At 66.4% G+C, this 18,190-nt stretch carries 16 protein-coding genes; 12 read left to right on the top strand and 4 right to left on the bottom strand.

Translation table 11 applies throughout. From position 1 onward, the window contains the following. Positions 1-49 precede the first annotated feature (49 nt). The gene (locus AB0P23_RS04320) at positions 50-1,222 is read left to right on the top strand and encodes a hypothetical protein (protein ID WP_027496618.1); all 1,173 of its coding nucleotides are present in this window, start codon (positions 50-52) and stop codon (positions 1,220-1,222) included. Here the strand turns inward: AB0P23_RS04320 and AB0P23_RS04315 are convergent. Next, positions 1,210-2,538 carry a PQQ-binding-like beta-propeller repeat protein gene (locus AB0P23_RS04315; protein WP_052068886.1) on the bottom strand — a complete coding sequence of 443 codons (1,329 nt, stop codon included), beginning with the start codon at positions 2,536-2,538 and terminating at the stop codon, positions 1,210-1,212. The two genes, AB0P23_RS04320 and AB0P23_RS04315, sit on opposite strands and share 13 nt — an antisense overlap. 151 nt (positions 2,539-2,689) lie before the next feature. On the opposite strand from AB0P23_RS04315, the gene AB0P23_RS04310 reads away from it, so the two are divergent. Next, the gene (locus AB0P23_RS04310) at positions 2,690-3,451 is read left to right on the top strand and encodes an acyltransferase (RefSeq protein WP_027496620.1); all 762 of its coding nucleotides are present in this window, start codon (positions 2,690-2,692) and stop codon (positions 3,449-3,451) included. Between the two features lie 53 nt (positions 3,452-3,504). Here AB0P23_RS04310 and AB0P23_RS04305 read toward each other — a convergent pair whose 3' ends face one another. The 3 genes from AB0P23_RS04305 to AB0P23_RS04295 are packed head-to-tail and all read right to left on the bottom strand — an operon-like array spanning position 3,505 to position 7,127. Continuing rightward, entirely contained in the window at positions 3,505-4,752 is a 1,248-nt protein-coding gene (locus tag AB0P23_RS04305) for a glycosyltransferase family 4 protein (RefSeq protein WP_363796868.1), read from the bottom strand. Next, positions 4,753-6,264: a glycoside hydrolase family 57 protein gene (locus AB0P23_RS04300; RefSeq protein ID WP_052061558.1), complete on the bottom strand. Its 1,512-nt coding sequence runs from the start codon at positions 6,262-6,264 to the stop codon at positions 4,753-4,755. It lies immediately after the preceding gene. A gap of 23 nt (positions 6,265-6,287) precedes the next feature. After that, on the bottom strand, positions 6,288-7,127 hold the full coding sequence (locus AB0P23_RS04295; protein WP_032366359.1) for a class I SAM-dependent methyltransferase: 840 nt from the start codon (positions 7,125-7,127) through the stop codon (positions 6,288-6,290). 173 nt (positions 7,128-7,300) lie between these two features. Between AB0P23_RS04295 and AB0P23_RS04290 the strand changes: the two genes are divergently transcribed. From AB0P23_RS04290 to ligA, 10 genes are all read left to right on the top strand, one after another. Then, positions 7,301-8,101, top strand: a complete 801-nt coding sequence (locus AB0P23_RS04290; protein WP_027496624.1) for an electron transfer flavoprotein subunit beta/FixA family protein — start codon at positions 7,301-7,303, stop codon at positions 8,099-8,101. Between the two features lie 43 nt (positions 8,102-8,144). Then, on the top strand, positions 8,145-9,101 hold the full coding sequence (locus AB0P23_RS04285) for an electron transfer flavoprotein subunit alpha/FixB family protein (protein WP_032370761.1): 957 nt from the start codon (positions 8,145-8,147) through the stop codon (positions 9,099-9,101). Positions 9,102-9,254: 153 nt separating this feature from the next. Continuing rightward, positions 9,255-10,073 carry a GNAT family N-acyltransferase gene (locus AB0P23_RS04280; RefSeq protein WP_287451587.1) on the top strand — a complete coding sequence of 273 codons (819 nt, stop codon included), beginning with the start codon at positions 9,255-9,257 and terminating at the stop codon, positions 10,071-10,073. Then, positions 10,070-10,999 carry a lysophospholipid acyltransferase family protein gene (locus tag AB0P23_RS04275; RefSeq protein WP_052061544.1) on the top strand — a complete coding sequence of 310 codons (930 nt, stop codon included), beginning with the start codon at positions 10,070-10,072 and terminating at the stop codon, positions 10,997-10,999. Before AB0P23_RS04280 ends, AB0P23_RS04275 begins: the two co-directional genes overlap by 4 nt. 82 nt (positions 11,000-11,081) lie before the next feature. Next, the gene (locus tag AB0P23_RS04270; protein WP_287451584.1) at positions 11,082-12,320 is read left to right on the top strand and encodes a cysteine desulfurase family protein; all 1,239 of its coding nucleotides are present in this window, start codon (positions 11,082-11,084) and stop codon (positions 12,318-12,320) included. Next, complete coding sequence (gene mnmA, locus AB0P23_RS04265; RefSeq protein WP_027496628.1) at positions 12,320-13,408, top strand: tRNA 2-thiouridine(34) synthase MnmA; 1,089 nt, start codon at positions 12,320-12,322, stop codon at positions 13,406-13,408. The genes AB0P23_RS04270 and mnmA overlap by 1 nt, the downstream gene beginning before the upstream one ends. After that, the gene (locus AB0P23_RS04260) at positions 13,405-14,424 is read left to right on the top strand and encodes a methionine synthase (protein WP_027496629.1); all 1,020 of its coding nucleotides are present in this window, start codon (positions 13,405-13,407) and stop codon (positions 14,422-14,424) included. Before mnmA ends, AB0P23_RS04260 begins: the two co-directional genes overlap by 4 nt. Positions 14,425-14,651: 227 nt before the next feature. Next, complete coding sequence (locus AB0P23_RS04255; RefSeq protein WP_032387469.1) at positions 14,652-15,767, top strand: GGDEF domain-containing protein; 1,116 nt, start codon at positions 14,652-14,654, stop codon at positions 15,765-15,767. Positions 15,768-15,792: 25 nt separating this feature from the next. After that, positions 15,793-15,975, top strand: coding sequence for a hypothetical protein (locus tag AB0P23_RS04250; RefSeq protein WP_027496631.1), 183 nt, complete (start codon positions 15,793-15,795; stop codon positions 15,973-15,975). 24 nt (positions 15,976-15,999) lie between these two features. Continuing rightward, on the top strand, positions 16,000-18,174 hold the full coding sequence (gene ligA, locus AB0P23_RS04245) for an NAD-dependent DNA ligase LigA (protein ID WP_094695454.1): 2,175 nt from the start codon (positions 16,000-16,002) through the stop codon (positions 18,172-18,174). The last annotated feature ends 16 nt before the right edge of the window (positions 18,175-18,190 follow it).

Here is an 18,190-nt window from a genome sequence, read left to right as displayed (position 1 = left end):
TCCACCACCGTCGGCCGTACGGCCGACGCTGCATCGATCGGTCCCAACCGTGGGCTATGACTTCACCGGCACCGACCTCGACTTCCTGCGAAGCGAGGCCGGTGCCGAGGCACTCGGTGCAGTCGACCGACTCGAGCTCGACGCGCGAACTTCGCTGCGCGATATCGCCTCGGTACGTGCCCGCTACCCCGAGCACGTTGCGGCCCTCGTCGAGACGGTGACGGTGCGGCGGAAAGCGCGGGCGAAGCTGCTGGGGTCCGACGGCTGGCTCGTCACCGACGACGCGGTGCAGCAGGCGACGCCGACGATCGTCGCTCGCAGGCGCGCGGACCGCCTGGCCGGACGGCGGGTGCACGATGTCACCTGCTCCATCGGCAGCGAGCTGGCGGCGTTGGTCGACACGACCGAACTTGCGGTGGGAAGTGACCTGGACCCGATTCGGGTGCGCATGGCTGCCCACAACGTGCCCTCCGCGACGGTGCTGCGCGCCGACGCACTGACCCCGACGACACGGGGGACCGTGATCGTGGCCGATCCCGGACGACGCGTCGGTGGTCGTCGACGGCACGATCCCGCAGCGCTCGAACCTCCGTTGCCGGATCTCCTCGACGCGTATCGGGGGCGAGATCTGGTCGTCAAATGCGCTCCCGGGCTGGATTTCGATGCCCTCGATTGGCCCGGTGAGATCGAGGTGGTCTCCCTCGACGGGGGAGTACGCGAGGCGTGCCTATGGTCGGAAGGTCTCGGCGACAGCGGAATTCGGCGACGTGCCGCGGTCCTGCGATCCGACGGAAGTGCGCTCGAGATCACCGACGCCGAGTCGGACGAGATTCCCGTTCGGCCGCCCGGTGAATACATCGTGGATCCGGACGGTGCGGTCGTGCGGGCCGGACTGGTGCGGCACTACGGTGCCAAATTCGGCCTCTGGCAATTGGATCCGAGGATCGCGTACCTGACTGGCGACGCCGTACCCGTCGGAGTGCGTGGTTTCCGAATCCTCGAGCAGTCGAAGTTCTCGGAGAAAGTGCTTCGGCAGCAACTGAATCGACTGGGGTGTGGCGCGGTGGAGATCCTGGTGCGCGGAGTCGACGTGGATCCCGCGTTGCTCAGGCCCAAACTCAAGCTGCGGGGCCGGGTCTCGCTGTCGGTCGTCATCACTCGCATCGAGCGCTCGGCCGTGGCGTTCGTCTGCGAGCCGGGCGCGGTCCGTCAGCCGGTGTAGGTGAAGATCTCGCCCAGGTAGCTCGCCGTGACGACCTGCCCGTCGGGACCGACGGACGTGCCCACGGTGGTGCCGACGACATCGGGTAAGGGCTGCGAATCGATGCTGTCGCCCGTCGCCGCGTCGAACGTGAGCAGAGCCAGCCCGTCGCCGTCGCGAACGACGGTGTGGCCGCGCCCGTCCGCGGATTGTGCTGCTGCCCCGGCCTGTTCGACGTCGTCGCGAACCCACACGCGCTCGGCCGAGTCGCCGTTGTCTCGAAGTCCCATCAGGGTGCCGTCGCCGCCGGCCGGGACGATGGTGCCGTCCGAGGCGATCGATGGACTGCCTCCGATTCCGAGTCCCGTGCCCTCGGTCCACTTCTGTTTCCCGTCCGAGGTGTCGAATGCGGTCAGTCGCCCGTCGACGTCGGCGATGTAGACCGTCGATCCGTCCTCGGAGAGCACCGGGCTCGATGCGACGCCGGCAGGGAGGAGGTCCGAGGACCACCGTTCGACGAGTCCAGGTGCGCCGTCGCGGGAGTACTGCAGCGAGACGAGTTGCGGCGCAATCGAACCCGGTCGCCACAGGGTCAGGTAGATGGCGTCGCTGGCGCGGTCCACCGCGGGCGCGGCAGGCACAGCGCATTCGGATTCACCCGAACTGCACTGGGCGAGTCCGGTGTCCATCGGCTCGAAGTCCGCATCGGGGTCGGTCAAGAAGTCCGGGGCCGGAACGAGATCGAGAATGGGTACTCGCAGTTGGCCGTTCTGGGAATCGAGGACACTGACCTGACCCATCTGGGTGATCGACAGCACGCTGCCGTCGCCCAAGAACTGGGCGGATTTCGGAACACCGTATACCGGTGTACGCCAACGTAATTGCCCGTGATCGTTGTATGAGTTCAGCCCGCCTTCGTCGCCGATGTAGACGTTGATCGCAGAATCGACGGTGGGGGTGGCGGTCACCACGGAAGGGCCGATCCGGTTGCACCAGCGTTTGCGGGCGGACTCGATCTCGAACGAGAACAGATTGCAACCCGATTCCGTTGCGGCAGTGACGAACATCTGACCGTTCGAGCCGATCGATACCGGTGACGTCACGGTGCCGCCGGTGGGTCGAGTCCAGTCCCGCGTCAGTGGAGCACCGACCGATACGTCCGTCGAGCCACTGTTGCGGAGGTTCGCGTGCGCCGCGGGCCAGGAGTCGGGCGAGAGCGGTTCGATGGCAGCAGGTTCCGTGCTGCACCCGGCAAGGGTCAACAGGACCGTCGCAGCCACTGCAGTCAGACCCTTGCCTGCTCCGGACGTCGAACCTGCACCGAACCCGACACGCATTCGAGCACTCCCCATGATGTCCGTTGTGCCCTTTCGATCGGCGGTCACTCGGCCTGCTGCGCCGATGCCCGGGCATCGGTCGAGAGACAACACTAGCCCGCTGACGGGTGCCGGCAGAGAGCGGGCGAGCGAGAAACTAGGGTGAACGTCCATGACGAGTATGTGGAACGCGCCGCTGCGAACACGCTGGCGCGGGTCGAGACGACGCGACAGCGAGCAAGCGCGGTTTCTCACGCGGGCGTCCCTCGACTGGGTGCTCGCCAACAAGGCCTACACCCCCTGGTACCTGGTTCGGTACTACCGTCTGGCCAAGTTCAAGCTCGCGAACCCGCACGTGATCCTGCGGGGCATGGTCTTCCTCGGCAAGAACGTCGAGATTCACTCCACCCCTGAACTGTCTCGCCTCGAGATCGGTCGGTGGGTCCACATCGGCGACGGCAATGCCATCCGGTGCCACGAGGGTTCGCTCCGCATCGGAGACAAAGTGGTGTTCGGCAAGGACAACGTCGTCAACACCTACCTCGACATCGAGATCGGCGCGTCGACGCTCGTGGCCGACTGGTGCTACATCTGCGATTTCGACCACCGGATGGACGACGTGAACATGCCCATCAAGGACCAGGGAATCGTCAAGGGCCCGGTACGAATCGGACCCGACACCTGGATCGCCGCCAAGGTGACGATCCTGCGGGAAACCAGAATCGGGCGAGGCTGCGTCCTCGGTGCCCATGCCGTCGTCAAGGGTGAGATTCCGGACTACAGCATCGCCGTCGGTGCCCCGGCCAAAGTCGTCCGCAATCGCAAGACGGCCTGGGAGGCCGGCGCAGCCGAGCGAGCGAAGTACATCGCGGCCCTCGAAGACATTGCGCGCAAGAAGGCTCTCGGTCAGGCCGAAGCGGCGCGGGAGAGCTGAGACCCATGTGAGTGGAACCTCGTAGTCCACTACGAGGTTCCACTCACATGGGGTCAGCTGCGATCGGGCAGGGCGCGTTCGACGATGTGCGGGCGACCCAGCGGATGGCGAACCTTGCGCTTGGCTTCGAGGTACACCCGAGCCGTCGACTCCGCGACGTGCTTCCAGTCGAAGTCGACGGTGAGACGTTCCCGAGCGGCGACGGCTCTCTCCTGCGCCGCATCGGCGTTGTCCAACACCCGCCGCACCGCCGCCGTCAGCGCGGCCACATCACCCGGCGGAAAGGACAGCCCGGTGACGCCGTCGACGATCGCCTCGCCGAGTCCGCCGGCCGTCGATGCCACCAACGGAATGCCTGCTGCCGCGGCCTCGAGGGCGATGATGCCGAAGGGTTCGTACCGGCTGGGAAGGACGATGGCGTCGGCGCCGTGCAGCCATCCGAGCAGATCGGAGTGGTTCAGGTTGCCGAGGAACGACACCGACCTGGCGACGCGGTGGGTGCGTGCCAGACCTGCCAGCCACCCGAACTGAGTGCCTTCGCCGGCGATGTGCAGCGTGGTGCCGGGGTGACTTCGTCTGACGCGTGGCAGAGCGGCTATGGCGTCCTGGATGCCCTTCTCGTATTCCAGACGACCGACGAACAGCAATTTCGCGGGCTCGGAGCGGGGCTGTCGGCGTCGGAAACTCCACGCGGATCCGTCGATGCCGTTGTGAATGACCGAGACCGTCGACTCGGCGACGTCGAACAGGGCTGTGACCTCGTCCTTCATCGACGCCGAGCACGCGATGATCGCGTCGGAATCGTTCGCGAGCCACCGTTCGATCGAATGGACCTGGCGGTTGACGGTGCCCGAGATCCAGCCGCTGTGGCGTCCGGCCTCGGTGGCATGGATGGTCGAGACCAGCGGCACGTCGTAGAACTCCGCCAGAGCGATGGCCGGGTGCGCGACCAGCCAGTCGTGGGCGTGGACGACATCGGGCTGCCAGCCGTCGCCGAGGCCGGGTTTACCGAGGGCGACCCCTGCCCGCACCATGGCGTGCCCCATCGCCAGAGTCCACGCGAGCATGTCCTCTCCGAACACGAAGTGCGCCGGATCCTCGGCGACGGCGACCACCAGTACGCCGTCCTCGATGTGGTGGGAGGTGGGATGGGTGGACGCGTCGGTGCCGGTGGGTCGGCGAGAGAGAACGACGACCTCGTGCCCGCAGCGCACCAGCTCGGTCGCCAGGTGATGAACGTGGCGACCCAGCCCGCCGACCACGACGGGTGGGTACTCCCACGACACCATCAGAACTCTCATCTACGCCCCCCCTGGGCCTTCTCGGCGTGCACCGGGCAGTCTGCGTGCGTCCAGCGCCGCGAACAGTCCGTCTGCGTGATTCCATTGCCGTGCCAATTCTTCGGCTCGGGCCGGGTGCTGCTGCGCGGCAGCGATTTCACGTAGCGCATGTGCGTGGACGTGAGCTCGCTCTCGGGCGTATCCGGCCGCGGAGTCCTTGCTGACCATGAACGCCCAGTCGCTGGCCACGGCCATGAGTGTCTCACGCAGAATCTGATCGTCGACTCGATTGCGCAGTTCGGGGCCACCCGCCCGGCTTCGGACGGCACGGGAGGCGTCGACGGCATCGAGCGCGGTCCGGGACACCTCGGCGTTGAGCTTCACCAGGTCGGCGACGTCGTCGCCCGCCCACACGCGCCAGTCCTTGCCCGATCCCCAGGAAGAATCCTGCAGTTCGAGTGGGGCTCCGACGTATCCCCGTTCCCGGGCATCGTTCAGCGTTCCGACGGTGACTCCCGCGGCGGGCAGGGCGCGCATCAACTTTTCGAGCCACTGTGGCCCCTCGTGCCACCAGTGTCCGAACAGTTCGGTGTCGAACGCGGCCACCACCACGGCATCGCGGCCGATCCGCTCGGATTCGGAGATCAAGCGCCGACGCACCACGTCGACGAAGTCGGCGACGTGACGATCCACTGCTGCCGTGGCACGCTCGGGTTCGTAGGGAGCCTTGTCGTTCGAGTCGACGGTGCGGCCGGTCACCCGGGCCGGTTTGAGTCCGGTCGCGTGGTCGTAGGTGTGGAAATCCCGGTAGGCACCGTGGCCCGGGTAGCCGGACTTCGGTGACCAGACGCGGTAGCTGACCGGGAGATCGCGCCCGAACGCGACGACGTCCGAATCCCACACGGGCCGGCCGAGGGAGGTGTCGCCCCGCATGGCGGGGCCGTCGACCATGAAGTGCGAGACGCCTGCGGCCGCGTATTCGGTTTCCATACCGGGGGTGAATCCGCATTCCGGTGCCCAGATGCCGCGGGGAGTGGTGCCCCATCGGGCGGCGGCGTCGCGTAGGCCCTCGCTCAGGGAGAACCGCCGCAGTCTTTCGTCGAGCAACGGTTGGAACGGGTGCGCGAGCGGCCCACCCAGCAGTTCGACGATGCCCGTGTCGATCAGCGGACGAAGTACTGCCGAGCCGCCGTGTCGCCATCGCGTCTCGAAGCGGTCCAGAGCTGCGGCGGATGCCCGGTGTTCACGTATCGAGAGCGCGGGGTCGGTTGCCTCGTGCGCGCGTAGCTGCCAGTTTCCGAGCCAATGGTGCATGCCGGCCAGGCAATGTGGATCGTCGAGCTGGGCCGCGAGTACCGGGGTGACGCCGAGCGAGAGGACGTCGGCGTAACCGTCGTCGGCCAGCCGTTCCAGTGCCGCGGTCAGTGGGAGGTAGCAGTCGGCCCAGGACTGGTACAGCCATTCCTCGCCGACGGGCCACCTGCCGTGATTGGCCAACCAGGGCAGGTGGGAGTGCAGCACGAGGGAGAACATGCCCGGCACGGTGGCACCGGATGTCACCCGATCACCGCAGCCGAGCTCTTTCGGGCGACGGCGACCAGGTCGAGGCTGTCGTCGATTCGATCGGCCGCGATGTCGAAGTCGGCGATGGTGATCGCGGCGACGTCCTCGGCGAGTTCGGCAGGCCAGGGTTCACCGGCGAGTGCTCGTTCGATCTGTGCGTCGATGAAGGATCCGCCGTGTTTGGCGTCGAGGGCGGCCAGCGTGCTGCCGTGCCGGACTCCGGTGAGCTCGGTGACCTCGAGGCGGGCGGCGACGAGCAACTCGGTCAGTTCTGCCGCGTCGAGTTCGCGGGTGTGGAAGGGGTTGAGGGGAGTGTCGCGTCCGGGCGAGAAGGTGATGCGGTTCGGTGTGCTGATCAACAGCGTGCCGCCGGGCTCGAGGACGCGGTGCACTTCGGCCAGGAACGCTCCTTGATCCCAGAGGTGTTCGATGACCTGGAAGTTGACGACGACGCCGACCGAGGAATCCGCGAACGGAAGGCGGTCGAGATTGCCGCGCACCATCGTCACCGCGGGGTAGCGCGCGTGGACGTGCGTCGCGGCCGAGACGTCGTAGTCGAGGCCGACGACGCAGGCCGCAACCTCGGCAATCATGTTGGCTCCGTAGCCTTCTCCCGATCCGGCTTCGAGCACCGTGCGGTCGCGGCACCGCTCTGCGAGGGCACGGTAGACCACCTCGTGACGGCGGAACCAGTAGTTCTCCTCGGCGATGCCGGGCACAGTCCGCTCGCCGGTGAGGGGGAGTGGTTCCGGTGCCGGTGTCCGAGCCGATGAATCGTTCACCGACGGAAGGTTAGTGCCTCCGGCGATGAGGTAAGCCAACGTGGTCTCCATAACAGTCGGGGTGCGGATGTATGGTCGACCGGGCAGGGAGGTAAGTTACCCACCAGTAACTACGGTGGGGTAACCTCGTAGCGGAACGTAGAACTGCACCAACCGTTCGACTTGCAGCAATCGTTAGAACACTCACGATCAGCAGAACATGACCAGGAGGTCGACGCAGACCCATGACGAACATCGTTGTTTTGATCAAGCAGGTTCCAGACACATGGTCCGAGCGCAAGCTCAGCGACGGTGACTACACCCTCGATCGCGAGGCTGCAGACGCCGTTCTCGACGAGATCAACGAGCGGGCCGTCGAAGAAGCCCTGCTCATCAAGGAAGCTCAGGGCGGTGAGGTCAAGGTTCTGTCCGCAGGCCCCGATCGCGCCACCGACGCGATCCGCAAGGCTCTGTCGATGGGCGCGGACAGCGCGGTACACCTCAACGACCCGAGCCTGCACGGCTCCGACGCCATCCAGACCGGGTACGCCCTGGCTGCGGCACTGGGCAACGTCGCGTTCGAGAACGACGAGCCTGCCGATCTCATCATCGCGGGTAACGAGGCCACCGACGGCCGCACCGGCGCAGTTCCGGCGATCATCGCCGAATACCTGCAGATCCCGGCCTTGACGCAGCTGCGCAAGCTGTCCGTCGCAGACGGCAAGGTCACCGGCGAGCGCGAGACCGACGAGGGCATCTTCGGACTCGAAGCCACGCTGCCCGCCATCGTGAGCGTCACCGAGAAGATCAACGAGCCGCGGTTCCCGTCGTTCAAGGGAATCATGGCCGCCAAGAAGAAGACGGTGCAGACCATCACTCTGGCCGACATCGGTGTCGAGGACGGCATCGTCGGCGTCGACAACGCCGGAACGACGGTCACCTCGTCCACCCCCAAGCCTCCCAAGACTGCCGGCGAGCGGCTCACCGACGAGGGCGACGGCGGCGACAAGATCGCCACCTACCTCGTAGGCCAGAAGATCATCTGATCCCGCCCCACCGAGCAATCGAAGACCAACGAGGAGCAAAGTCATGGCAGAAGTACTCGTGCTCGTGGAGCACGTCGAAGGAACACTGAAGAAGGTCAGCTCCGAGCTGATCACCGCGGCCCGCGCACTGGGTGAGCCGTCCGCGGTCGTCACCGGCCCGGTCGGTACCGCCGACAAGGTCGCCGACGCGTTGACCGAGGCCGGTGCCGAGAAGATCTACGTCGCCGAGTCCGACGACGTCGACGGTTTTCTCGTCACGCCGAAGGTCGACGTCCTGTCGTCCCTGGCCGAGTCGGTCTCGCCTGCGGCGATCATCACCGCAGCGACGATCGAGGGCAAGGAAGTTGCCGGCCGCCTCGCCGCCCGTCTGGGCTCGGGCTACCACAACGACGTCGTCGCTATCAACGGCGACGGCAGTGCCGTCTACTCCATCTTCGGTGGTGCGTTCACCGTCGAGGCCAAGGCCAACGGCGACGTCCCCGTCCTCTCGCTGCGCCCCGGCGCAGTCGAGGCAGAGCCGAAGGCCGGAGCGGGAACCCGCGAGACCGTCGACGTCCCGGCGCAGGAAGAGGGCACCGTCAAGGTCACCTCGCGTGACCCGATCGTCGGCGGCGACCGTCCGGAACTGACCGAAGCAACGGTCGTCGTCTCCGGTGGACGTGGCGTCGGCAGCGCCGACAAGTTCACCGTCGTCGAGGATCTGGCAGATTCGCTGGGTGCCGCAGTGGGTGCCTCGCGTGCCGCCGTGGACTCCGGTTACTACCCGGGCCAGTTCCAGGTGGGCCAGACGGGCAAGACCGTCTCCCCGCAGCTGTACGTTGCACTCGGCATTTCCGGAGCCATCCAGCACCGTGCCGGCATGCAGACCTCGAAGACCATCGTCGCGGTGAACAAGGACGAGGAAGCACCCATCTTCGAGATCGCCGACTACGGCATCGTCGGTGACCTGTTCAACGTCGCGCCTCAGCTGACCGAGGCCGTCAAGAAGCACAAGGGATAGCCTCTCGGCGAAAATCTCTGCTCGACGGGCCCTCATCGCGATTGCGGTGGGGGCCCGTCGCGTTTCGACGGGCGCAATCGTGTTCATGCAAACTCTTCCGACACTTCTCCTCGGCGATGCCCGGTAGTCTTCCCCGCTCGTTAGACACACCTCATGACCACTTCCGTCATGAGCTCGACCGCATCGATCGTCCCGGCCACCGACCGCTATTCGCTCGTGTTGTCCACCGACCCCGAACACCGACTCGCGGCGCAGCGCCTGCGCTACGACGTGTTCGCCTCCGAGCCCGGCTTTGCCATACCCACCGACACGGACGGTCTGGACGCCGACCGGTTCGACGATTTCTGCGACCACCTTCTCGTTCGCGACCAGTGGACCGACACGTTCGTCGGTTGCTATCGCATGTTGCCGCCGCAGGCCGCGGTGTCGGCAGGCGGCTATTACACCGCAACCGAATTCGACATCTCCGCGCTCGATCCGGTCGGAACGAACATCGTCGAAATGGGCAGGGCTGCTGTGCATCCCGACCACCGATCGGGGTCGGTCCTCGGCCTGATGTGGGCGGGAATCCTGCACTACCTCGACGTGACGGGATACGAGTGGGTGATGGGTTGCGTGTCGGTTCCGATGCAATCGGCTCCCGGGGAAGCGGTCGGGGCCAACGTGCGTGGTGTTCGCGACCGGCTGTTGGATCGACACGCGACAGCGGTCGACAGGCGGGTCGTGCCCTACAACCCCGTGGTCGTCGACGGCGTCGATCTCCTCGACATTCCGGCGGCGAAGCGAACGTCCATGCCGCCGTTGATGAACGGTTACCTCCGGCTCGGTGCCTCCATCTGCGGTGAGCCCGCCCACGACCCGGAATTCGGAGTGGCGGATTTCGTCGCGCTCCTCGGCCTGCACGAGGCCAACACCAGGTATCTGGACCGTCTTCGTTCTGCAGCAACGACATTCGAGTCGGGTGCCCGATGACGCAACCCCTGGTTCGCGCACACGCCTGGATGCCGTCCTCGCCGTGCAGTGACGGGTGTCTGCCGAAGAATCCGCCCACGGTGCGTCGAATCGTCCTCGTTCTGCGCATCGCTGCGGCAATCGCGGCCTTCGCGCTGTTGCCGCTGTTGGTCGTCCTGGGGGTGCCCTTTCCCCGGGTTCGGCACGCGTTGACGCGGCTGGGCGCTCGGATGCTGCTATCGGCCATCGGCATCGATCTCACCGTGCTCGATACACGCTCGGAGCGAGAGCGGTCGCGTACGGCAGGTGGTGCCCTGCACGTCTCCGGACACATTTCGTGGACCGACGTCGTCGTCCTCACGGCAGTGCGCCCGTCGACGTTCGTTGCGCGAGCCGATCTGGTGGACTGGCCGCTGCTCGGGCGACTGGCCCGGGCGATGAAGGTGCTCCCCATCGATCGCGCACGACTGCGTGAGCTCCCGGCCGTTGTCGACCAGGTTGCCGACCGAATCCGCGCGGGCGCTTCGGTCGTGGTGTTCCCCGAGGCCACCACCTGGTGTGGGTTGGCCTACGGATCGCTTCGCCCGGCTCTGTTGCAGGCTGCCATCGATTCCGAGACGTGGGTGCAGCCCATCCGGCTGCGCTATCTCGATCGACACGGCGAACCGACCACCGCGACGTGCTTCGTCGGAGACGAGACGATCGGAGCGTCGATCGGCCGCATCTTCCGGCTCGCCGGACTGCGCGCCGAGGTCGAGTTCACCGCCCCGGAAGCGCCCGGCGGCGATCGACACGACCTCGCGCGGCGCTGCGAGGTGGCGATTCGACGCGACGACGGAGTGGAGCCTGCGGAACGACCCCGGAAGGACGTCTACGACCCGGCGGTGCACGAAGTGATGGCCGAAGCCGAGCGAAGCCCCAGCGCGCCGACGGTTGCAGCCGCCTGATTCGCAGCTGACCCGGGCGACCGTGGACCCACCTCGCGCAGGTAGGTCCGCGGTCGCTCGACCGGGTATCGTCGAGCGCGTTATGCCTTCTGTGCGCAGTACGCCTGCCCCCACCCCGCCGCAGCCATCGGTGTACCTCGATCACGCCGCGACCACTCCCATGTTGCCGTGTGCGATCGAGGCGATGAACTCCGTGTTCGGCACCGTCGGGAACGCATCGTCGCTGCACACCTCGGGCCGGTCCGCCCGTCGCCGGGTCGAGGAATCTCGCGAGTCGATCGCCGCGGACCTCGGTGCGCGCCCGTCCGAGGTGATCTTCACCTCCGGTGGTACCGAAAGCGACAATCTCGCCGTCAAGGGCATCTTCTCGGCCCGTCGAGACTCGAACGCCGCACTGACCAGGATCATCGCCAGCTCGGTGGAGCATCACGCCGTGCTCGACGCGGTGGAGTGGCTCGTCGCGCACAAAGGGGCGACTGTCACCTGGCTCCCGGTCGACGACGAGGGCCGGGTCACCCCCGATGTGCTGCGCGCCGAGCTGGCTCTGCACGCAGACGAGACCGCGCTGGTGACGGTCATGTGGGCCAACAACGAGATCGGCACCGTCATGCCGATCGTCGAACTCGCAGCGGTGGCCGCGGAGTACGGCGTTCCGATGCACAGCGACGCCGTGCAGGCCGTACCGCACCTACCAGTGGGATTCGCCGACAGCGGTCTTTCCGCCCTGAGTATCGCCGCGCACAAGTTCGGGGGCCCGCAGGGCGTCGGAGCCCTGTTGCTGGGCCGTCAGGTCCCGTGCGTGCCGCTGTTCCACGGTGGTGGTCACGAACGTGACGTCCGGTCCGGCACGCCCGACACGGCCGGCGTCGTCGCGATGGCGGCCGCACTGCGCTCGACGGTGCAGAATCTGTCGCTGCACGGGGAACGAACTCGCGCGTTGCGTGATCGACTCATCACCGGGGTTCGCGAGGTGGTGCCCGACGCCATCCTCAACGGCCCGGAGGGCGACGGGCGGCTCGCCGGAAACGTGCACTTCACCTTCCCCGGGTGCGAGGGGGATTCGCTGTTGATGCTTCTCGACGCCGCGGGCATAGAATGCTCGACGGGATCCGCCTGCACGGCGGGTGTGGCGAGCGCGAGCCATGTTCTGATCGCGCTCGGGTGCGATCCGGGCGTGGCCCGCGGATCCCTTCGGTTCTCTTTGGGAACCGGCTCGTCCGATTCGGACATCACCACTGTGCTTGCGGCCCTGCCGCAGGTCGTCGAACGTGCTCGTGCCGCCGGACTCGCCGGCGTCGGAGCTCGAGGAGGAAATCGCTGATGCGTGTTCTTGCTGCCATGAGCGGGGGAGTCGACTCCGCAGTCGCCGCGGCTCGAGCCGTCGACGAGGGGCACGACGTCGTGGGCGTTCATCTGGCGCTGTCCACCGCTCCCGGGGCGCTGCGGACCGGCTCTCGCGGGTGCTGCTCGAAAGAAGACGCCGGGGATGCACGCCGAGCTGCCGACGTCCTCGGAATACCGTTCTACGTCTGGGACTTCGCGGATCGGTTCAAAGAAGACGTCATCGACGACTTCGTCGCCTCGTACGCCGCGGGGGAGACTCCCAACCCGTGCCTGCGGTGCAACGAGAAGATCAAGTTCTCCGCGCTCGCGGACCGCGCGTTGGCACTGGGCTTCGACGCCGTCGCGACCGGGCACTACGCGCAACTGCACGACGGAGTTCTGCGGCGTGCGGTGGACGCCGACAAGGATCAGTCCTACGTGCTGGCCGTCCTGAACCGCGGGCAGCTCTCGCGTGCGATGTTCCCCATCGGCGACACCCCCAAGTCCGAGATCCGCGAGGAAGCAGCCGAGCGGGGTCTCGCCGTCGCCGACAAGCCGGACAGTCACGACATCTGCTTCATTCCCTCGGGCGACACCCGGGCCTTCCTCGGCGCACACATCGGCGTTCGTCCCGGCAAGGTCGTCGACTCCGAGACCGGAGCCGAGTTGGCGGACCACGACGGTGTGCACGGCTTCACCATCGGCCAGCGTAAGGGTCTCGGGGTGGAAGGACCGGCCGTGGACGGCCGTCCGCGCTACGTCACCTCGATCGAACCGGACACCGGCACCGTCATGGTCGGTTCGGCGCAGAAGCTGGACGTCTGGTCCATCACCGGAGACCGCGCAGTGTGGACCGAGGGCACCGCGCCCACCGGGCCCATCGAATGCGTCGTACAGGTTCGGGCGCACGGCGGGCTGACCGACGCGGTTGCCGAGGCCGTCGGCGACGGGATGGAGATCCAGCTCCGGGCACCCTTGACCGGTGTCGCCAAAGGGCAGGCAGCGGTGTTGTACCGCAAGGACATTCACGGTGACATCGTGATCGGCAGCTCGACCATCTCGGGCACCCGATCCGAGCGCGAGTGACCCCGAGCACGTTCGGAGGGCTGGCGACCGGCATAGGTTCGTGGCCCGGCACCGACGTTCGTGAGGCCGTCGCCATCGTCCTCGGCGAGCTGGGTGAACTGCCACACGTGGTCGAACTGCCAGGGCGCGGGCTCGGTGCCGACATGATCGGCCGCACCGGAGCCATCATGGTCGACGTCGAACTCGACGTCCGGACGTCGGGCTACCGCGTCGTACCGCGTCCGATGCTGGCCGGTCGCCGTGCGACCGACTTTCTCACCGAGGATCTGGACGTGCTCGAGGAACTGTGGGAGGTCGCGGGACTACGCGGTGCCGGCCGGACCATCAAGGTGCAGGCTGCAGGACCGTTCACCATGGCCGCGCAGGTCGAATTGCGGCACGGACACCGCGCGCTGACCGACCGCGGCGCTCTACGGCACTTCGCGGAATCCCTCGGCGAAGGGCTGCGCCTGCACTGCGCAGAAGTGGCACGCAGACTCTCGGCGAACGTGGTGGTCCAACTCGACGAACCCAGTCTCGCCGCCGTTCTCGCGGGCAGTCTGACCGGGATCACCGGTATCGACTCGGTGCGCGCGATCCCGGAACCGGAGGTTCTGGACCTGCTCGACTCACTGATCGACACCATCGCGTTACCGGTCGCTGTGCACTGCTGTGACGGGGGAGCTCCCGTCGATCTGCTGCGCCGAACCCGAGCCGTCGCGGTGGCCGTGGATGCACACGAGCTGCGCCGAACCGACCTCGATGCGCTGGGAGAGCTGCTCCAGGCCGGCAAGACCCTCGTACTGGGATCGGTGCCGTCGGCAACCCCGGACCGACCACCCTTGTGGCGCGAGTGCGCCGAGCCCGGTGTGAAGTTGGTCGACAGCCTCGGCTTCGATCGTTCGATACTCGCTTCGCAGGTGTCGGTGACGCCGTCCTGCGGCTTGGCCGGAAGCACGCCCGAGTGGGCTCGTCGAGCAACGGCTCTCACCCACGAGGTTGTCGCGGCTTATCGGGACGCACCCGAATCGTTGTGACCACGGACCGGGACATTGTGACGAAACACAGTGTGCCGAGTCGGAATGCCTGGAGCGTCCTGCGGCTCCGTCCCGGGTCGTTCGGGACGTACAACAGGTGTGACATCATTCACACGGCCGTCGGGGGTCTGCTTTGAATCGGTGGGAGTTCGTACATGGCATCAGGTGGTCGCGGCTTCGATGAAGTCGCCTCCCTCCGACGTTCCGGCCGGCATCGACGCGGAGTTATGGCCAAACTCGCCGCCGCCACGTCGGATTGGTACCGGGCTCCGCACGACTTCGAATGGATCCTCAACCACCGGTCCACTCGTCCACTGACGGGAATCATCCGGGTCGTCTTCGGCACCGCCGTCCTGATGTATGCCCTCACGTCGATTCTCATGTTGTTCAGCGATCTCGGCCCCACCGGCTCGCTGGCAATCGGGTGGGTCTTCTTCGTCCTGTTCACGCAGGTACTCGTTGCCGCACGGTGCGTGTTCGGCCCGATCCCCGGGAAGAAGTTCTTCGTCGGGTTCCTGGCGTTCGGCGACATTCTGACGACCTCGGTGCTGGTGTTGTACGCGCCGGTCGCGTCCTTGATCGGAACGGTGCTGTTCGCCGTCACCGGAGCGTTCTGTACGTATTTCCTCAGTCCTCGATTGCTCGTGGCCCACCTGGTGTGGACGGCGACGTTCATCATCGGCTTCGGTATTCGCACGTTCCTCGCTGTGATGGACGGCGAGGTGGTTGCCGTCGACGGACCGGCGGTCGCGACGGCGACGGTGGTGCTGTTGCTGGCAACGGTGGCGGTACCGGTGTTCGCGCAGGTGGCGTGGACGACGTTGTCCAACGACGCCAAGCGGTCGGTACTCGATCCTCTGACCGGGGTGTACAACCGCCGCGGTATCGACAGTGAACTGCTCGACCTGTGGCAGCTCGCGAACAAACGCGGACTGTCGATGGCGTTCCTGGTGGTCGACATCGACAAGTTCAAGGCCGTCAACGACCGCTACGGCCACAGCCGGGGCGACGAGGTCATCGTCCGGGTCGCGGATCGGCTGCGCAGACTCGCCCGCCACCACGGCGGAGTGCTCGCGCGAACCGGTGGCGAAGAATTTCTGCTGGCCGTCGTCGGACATGCGCAGAGCACCGTCGACCTCGGCGTCGATGTGGTGCGCGTGCTGTGCGACCACCGGGACGACATTCCGGTCACGGCGAGCGTCGGTATGGCACTGCTGCGTGAGGACTCCGCGCTGTGGGACGTGGGCACCTCCGTCGTGGGACGAGCGGCTCGCACGGCGGACGCGGCGATGTACCGGTCCAAGCAGTCCGGCGGGAACAGTGTGGTCGTCGACGAGATCTGACACGGGGATCTGCGATGATCGAGACATGTATCGACTCTCGGACGCCCAGCGGCGCGGTCTGCCCGCCGGTGTCCTGCTCTCGGTGATGGCCTCCGTCCTCGGCGGTATCTACTCCGACGACTTCCTGACCGGATTCGCGCTGACTGCCGGAATCTGCGCGGTGGCGTTGATCGCCGCCACCCTGCTGCTGGGCCTGATGGGCAGATAGCCTTCCGGACGCAGGATCGTTTCGATGTCGGTGCCGTCGGATAATCTTCGTCACGTGCCTGAGCCGACCGAACTGCCTGCAGGAACCGACGATGCCGCCGAGGCTGCCGGAGTCGAACTCGATCCTGCCACCCCTGCCGACCGCGAGCGGTGGCAGACACTGGCCGAGGAAGTACGTGGACATCAATTCCGCTACTACGTACGTGATTCGCCCATCGTCTCGGACGGTGAATTCGATGCCCTGCTGCGCGAACTGAACGATCTCGAACAAGCCCACCCGGACCTGCGTACGGCCGACTCACCGACCCAACTCGTGGGCGGTGGTTTCGCGACGGAGTTCACCGCCGTCGACCATCTGGAACGAATGCTGAGCTTGGACAACGTGTTCGATCACGACGAGCTCCGTGCGTGGGCCAAGCGGGTCGAGACCGAGGCCGGTCCGGATCTGCACTACCTGTGCGAAGTCAAGATCGACGGTGTGGCGTTGAACCTGGTGTACGAGAACGGCACTCTCGTGCGCGGTGCGACCCGAGGTGACGGGCGGACCGGCGAGGACGTCACGCTCAATGCTCGGACGATCGACGACATCCCCGATACCTTGACCGGCAGCGCCGAATATCCGATTCCGGAGCTGCTCGAGGTGCGCGGTGAGGTGTTCTTCCGGCTCGAGGACTTTCAGGCGCTCAACGCGGCGCTCGTCGAAGAGGGCAAACCCCCGTTCGCCAATCCACGGAACTCGGCGGCGGGCTCGCTGCGCCAAAAGAACCCGGCCGTGACCTCGAAGCGGCGTCTCGGCATGATCTGTCACGGATTCGGACGGATGGTCGGCTTCACCCCCGATTCGCAGTGGCACGCCTACGAGGCTCTGCAGGCGTGGGGTCTGCCGATCTCGACCCACACGACGCGCGTGCAGGGCATCGATGCCGTCGTCGAGAAGGTCGAGTACTGGGACAAGCACCGCCACGACGTCGAGCACGAGATCGACGGCCTGGTGGTCAAGATCGACGAGATGTCGTTGCACCGTCGGCTCGGAACGACGTCGCGAGCACCGCGGTGGGCCATCGCGTACAAATACCCACCTGAGGAAGTCACCACCACCCTGCTGGACATTCGCGTCAGCGTCGGCCGAACCGGTCGAGTGACTCCGTTCGCGTACATGACGCCGGTGCTCGTCGCGGGGTCCACGGTGTCTCTCGCGACCCTGCACAACGCGTCGGAGGTCAAGCGCAAGGGTGTTCTGATCGGTGACACCGTCACGATTCGCAAAGCGGGAGAGGTCATTCCGGAGGTGCTCGGCCCGGTCGTCGACGCCAGGACCGGCGACGAGACCGAATTCGTCATGCCCACCGAATGCCCGGAATGCTCGACGCCGTTGGCACCGGCGAAGGACGGCGACGCGGACCTGCGCTGCCCCAATTCGCAGTTCTGCCCGGCGCAACGCCGTGAGCGTGTGTTCTTCGTGGCCGAACGGCAGCGTTTCGACATCGAGGGTCTCGGATACGAAGCGGCGACGGATCTTCTGGCCACCGGTGCGATCGAGGACGAGGGCGATTTGTTCTCGCTCACCGAAGAAGACCTGATGAAGACTGCGATCTTCCGCACGAAATCGGGCGCATTGTCGGCCACCGGGCGCAAACTGCTCGACAATCTGTCCTCCGCCAAGAATCAGCCTCTGTGGCGAGTGCTGGTGAGCCTGTCCATTCGCCACGTCGGCCCCTCAGCTGCACGAGCCCTCGCCGGAGAATTCGGCAGCCTCGAGCGCATCGAAGCAGCGTCCGTCGAGGAGTTGTCGGCGGTGGACGGGGTGGGCGGCACCATCGCGGCTGCTGTGTCCGAATGGTTCGAGGTCGACTGGCACAGGGCCATCGTGGAGAAATGGCGGAATGCCGGTGTGCGGATGGAGGACGAGCGAGACGCCTCCATCGAGCGAAATCTGGAAGGCCTGTCGATCGTCGTCACCGGTTCGCTCGACTCCTACTCGCGCGACGAGGCCAAAGAAGCGATCTTGCTGCGGGGTGGAAAGGCCGCAGGTTCGGTTTCGAAGAAGACGGCGTTCGTCGTCGTCGGTGAATCGCCCGGTTCGAAGCACGACAAGGCCGTCGAGCTCGGCGTACCGGTCCTGGACGAGGCAGGGTTCACGCGTCTGTTGACCGAGGGCCCGGACGCAGTGTCGGAGCCGACGACGGACACCGACGCGTAGCAGTAGGGGAGACCGG

The sequence above is a fragment of the Rhodococcus sp. NPDC077669 genome (assembly GCF_040686915.1).
Taxonomy (GTDB): Bacteria; Actinomycetota; Actinomycetes; order Mycobacteriales; family Mycobacteriaceae; genus Rhodococcoides; species Rhodococcoides fascians.
This window is presented reverse-complemented; position numbering and strand designations above follow the sequence as displayed.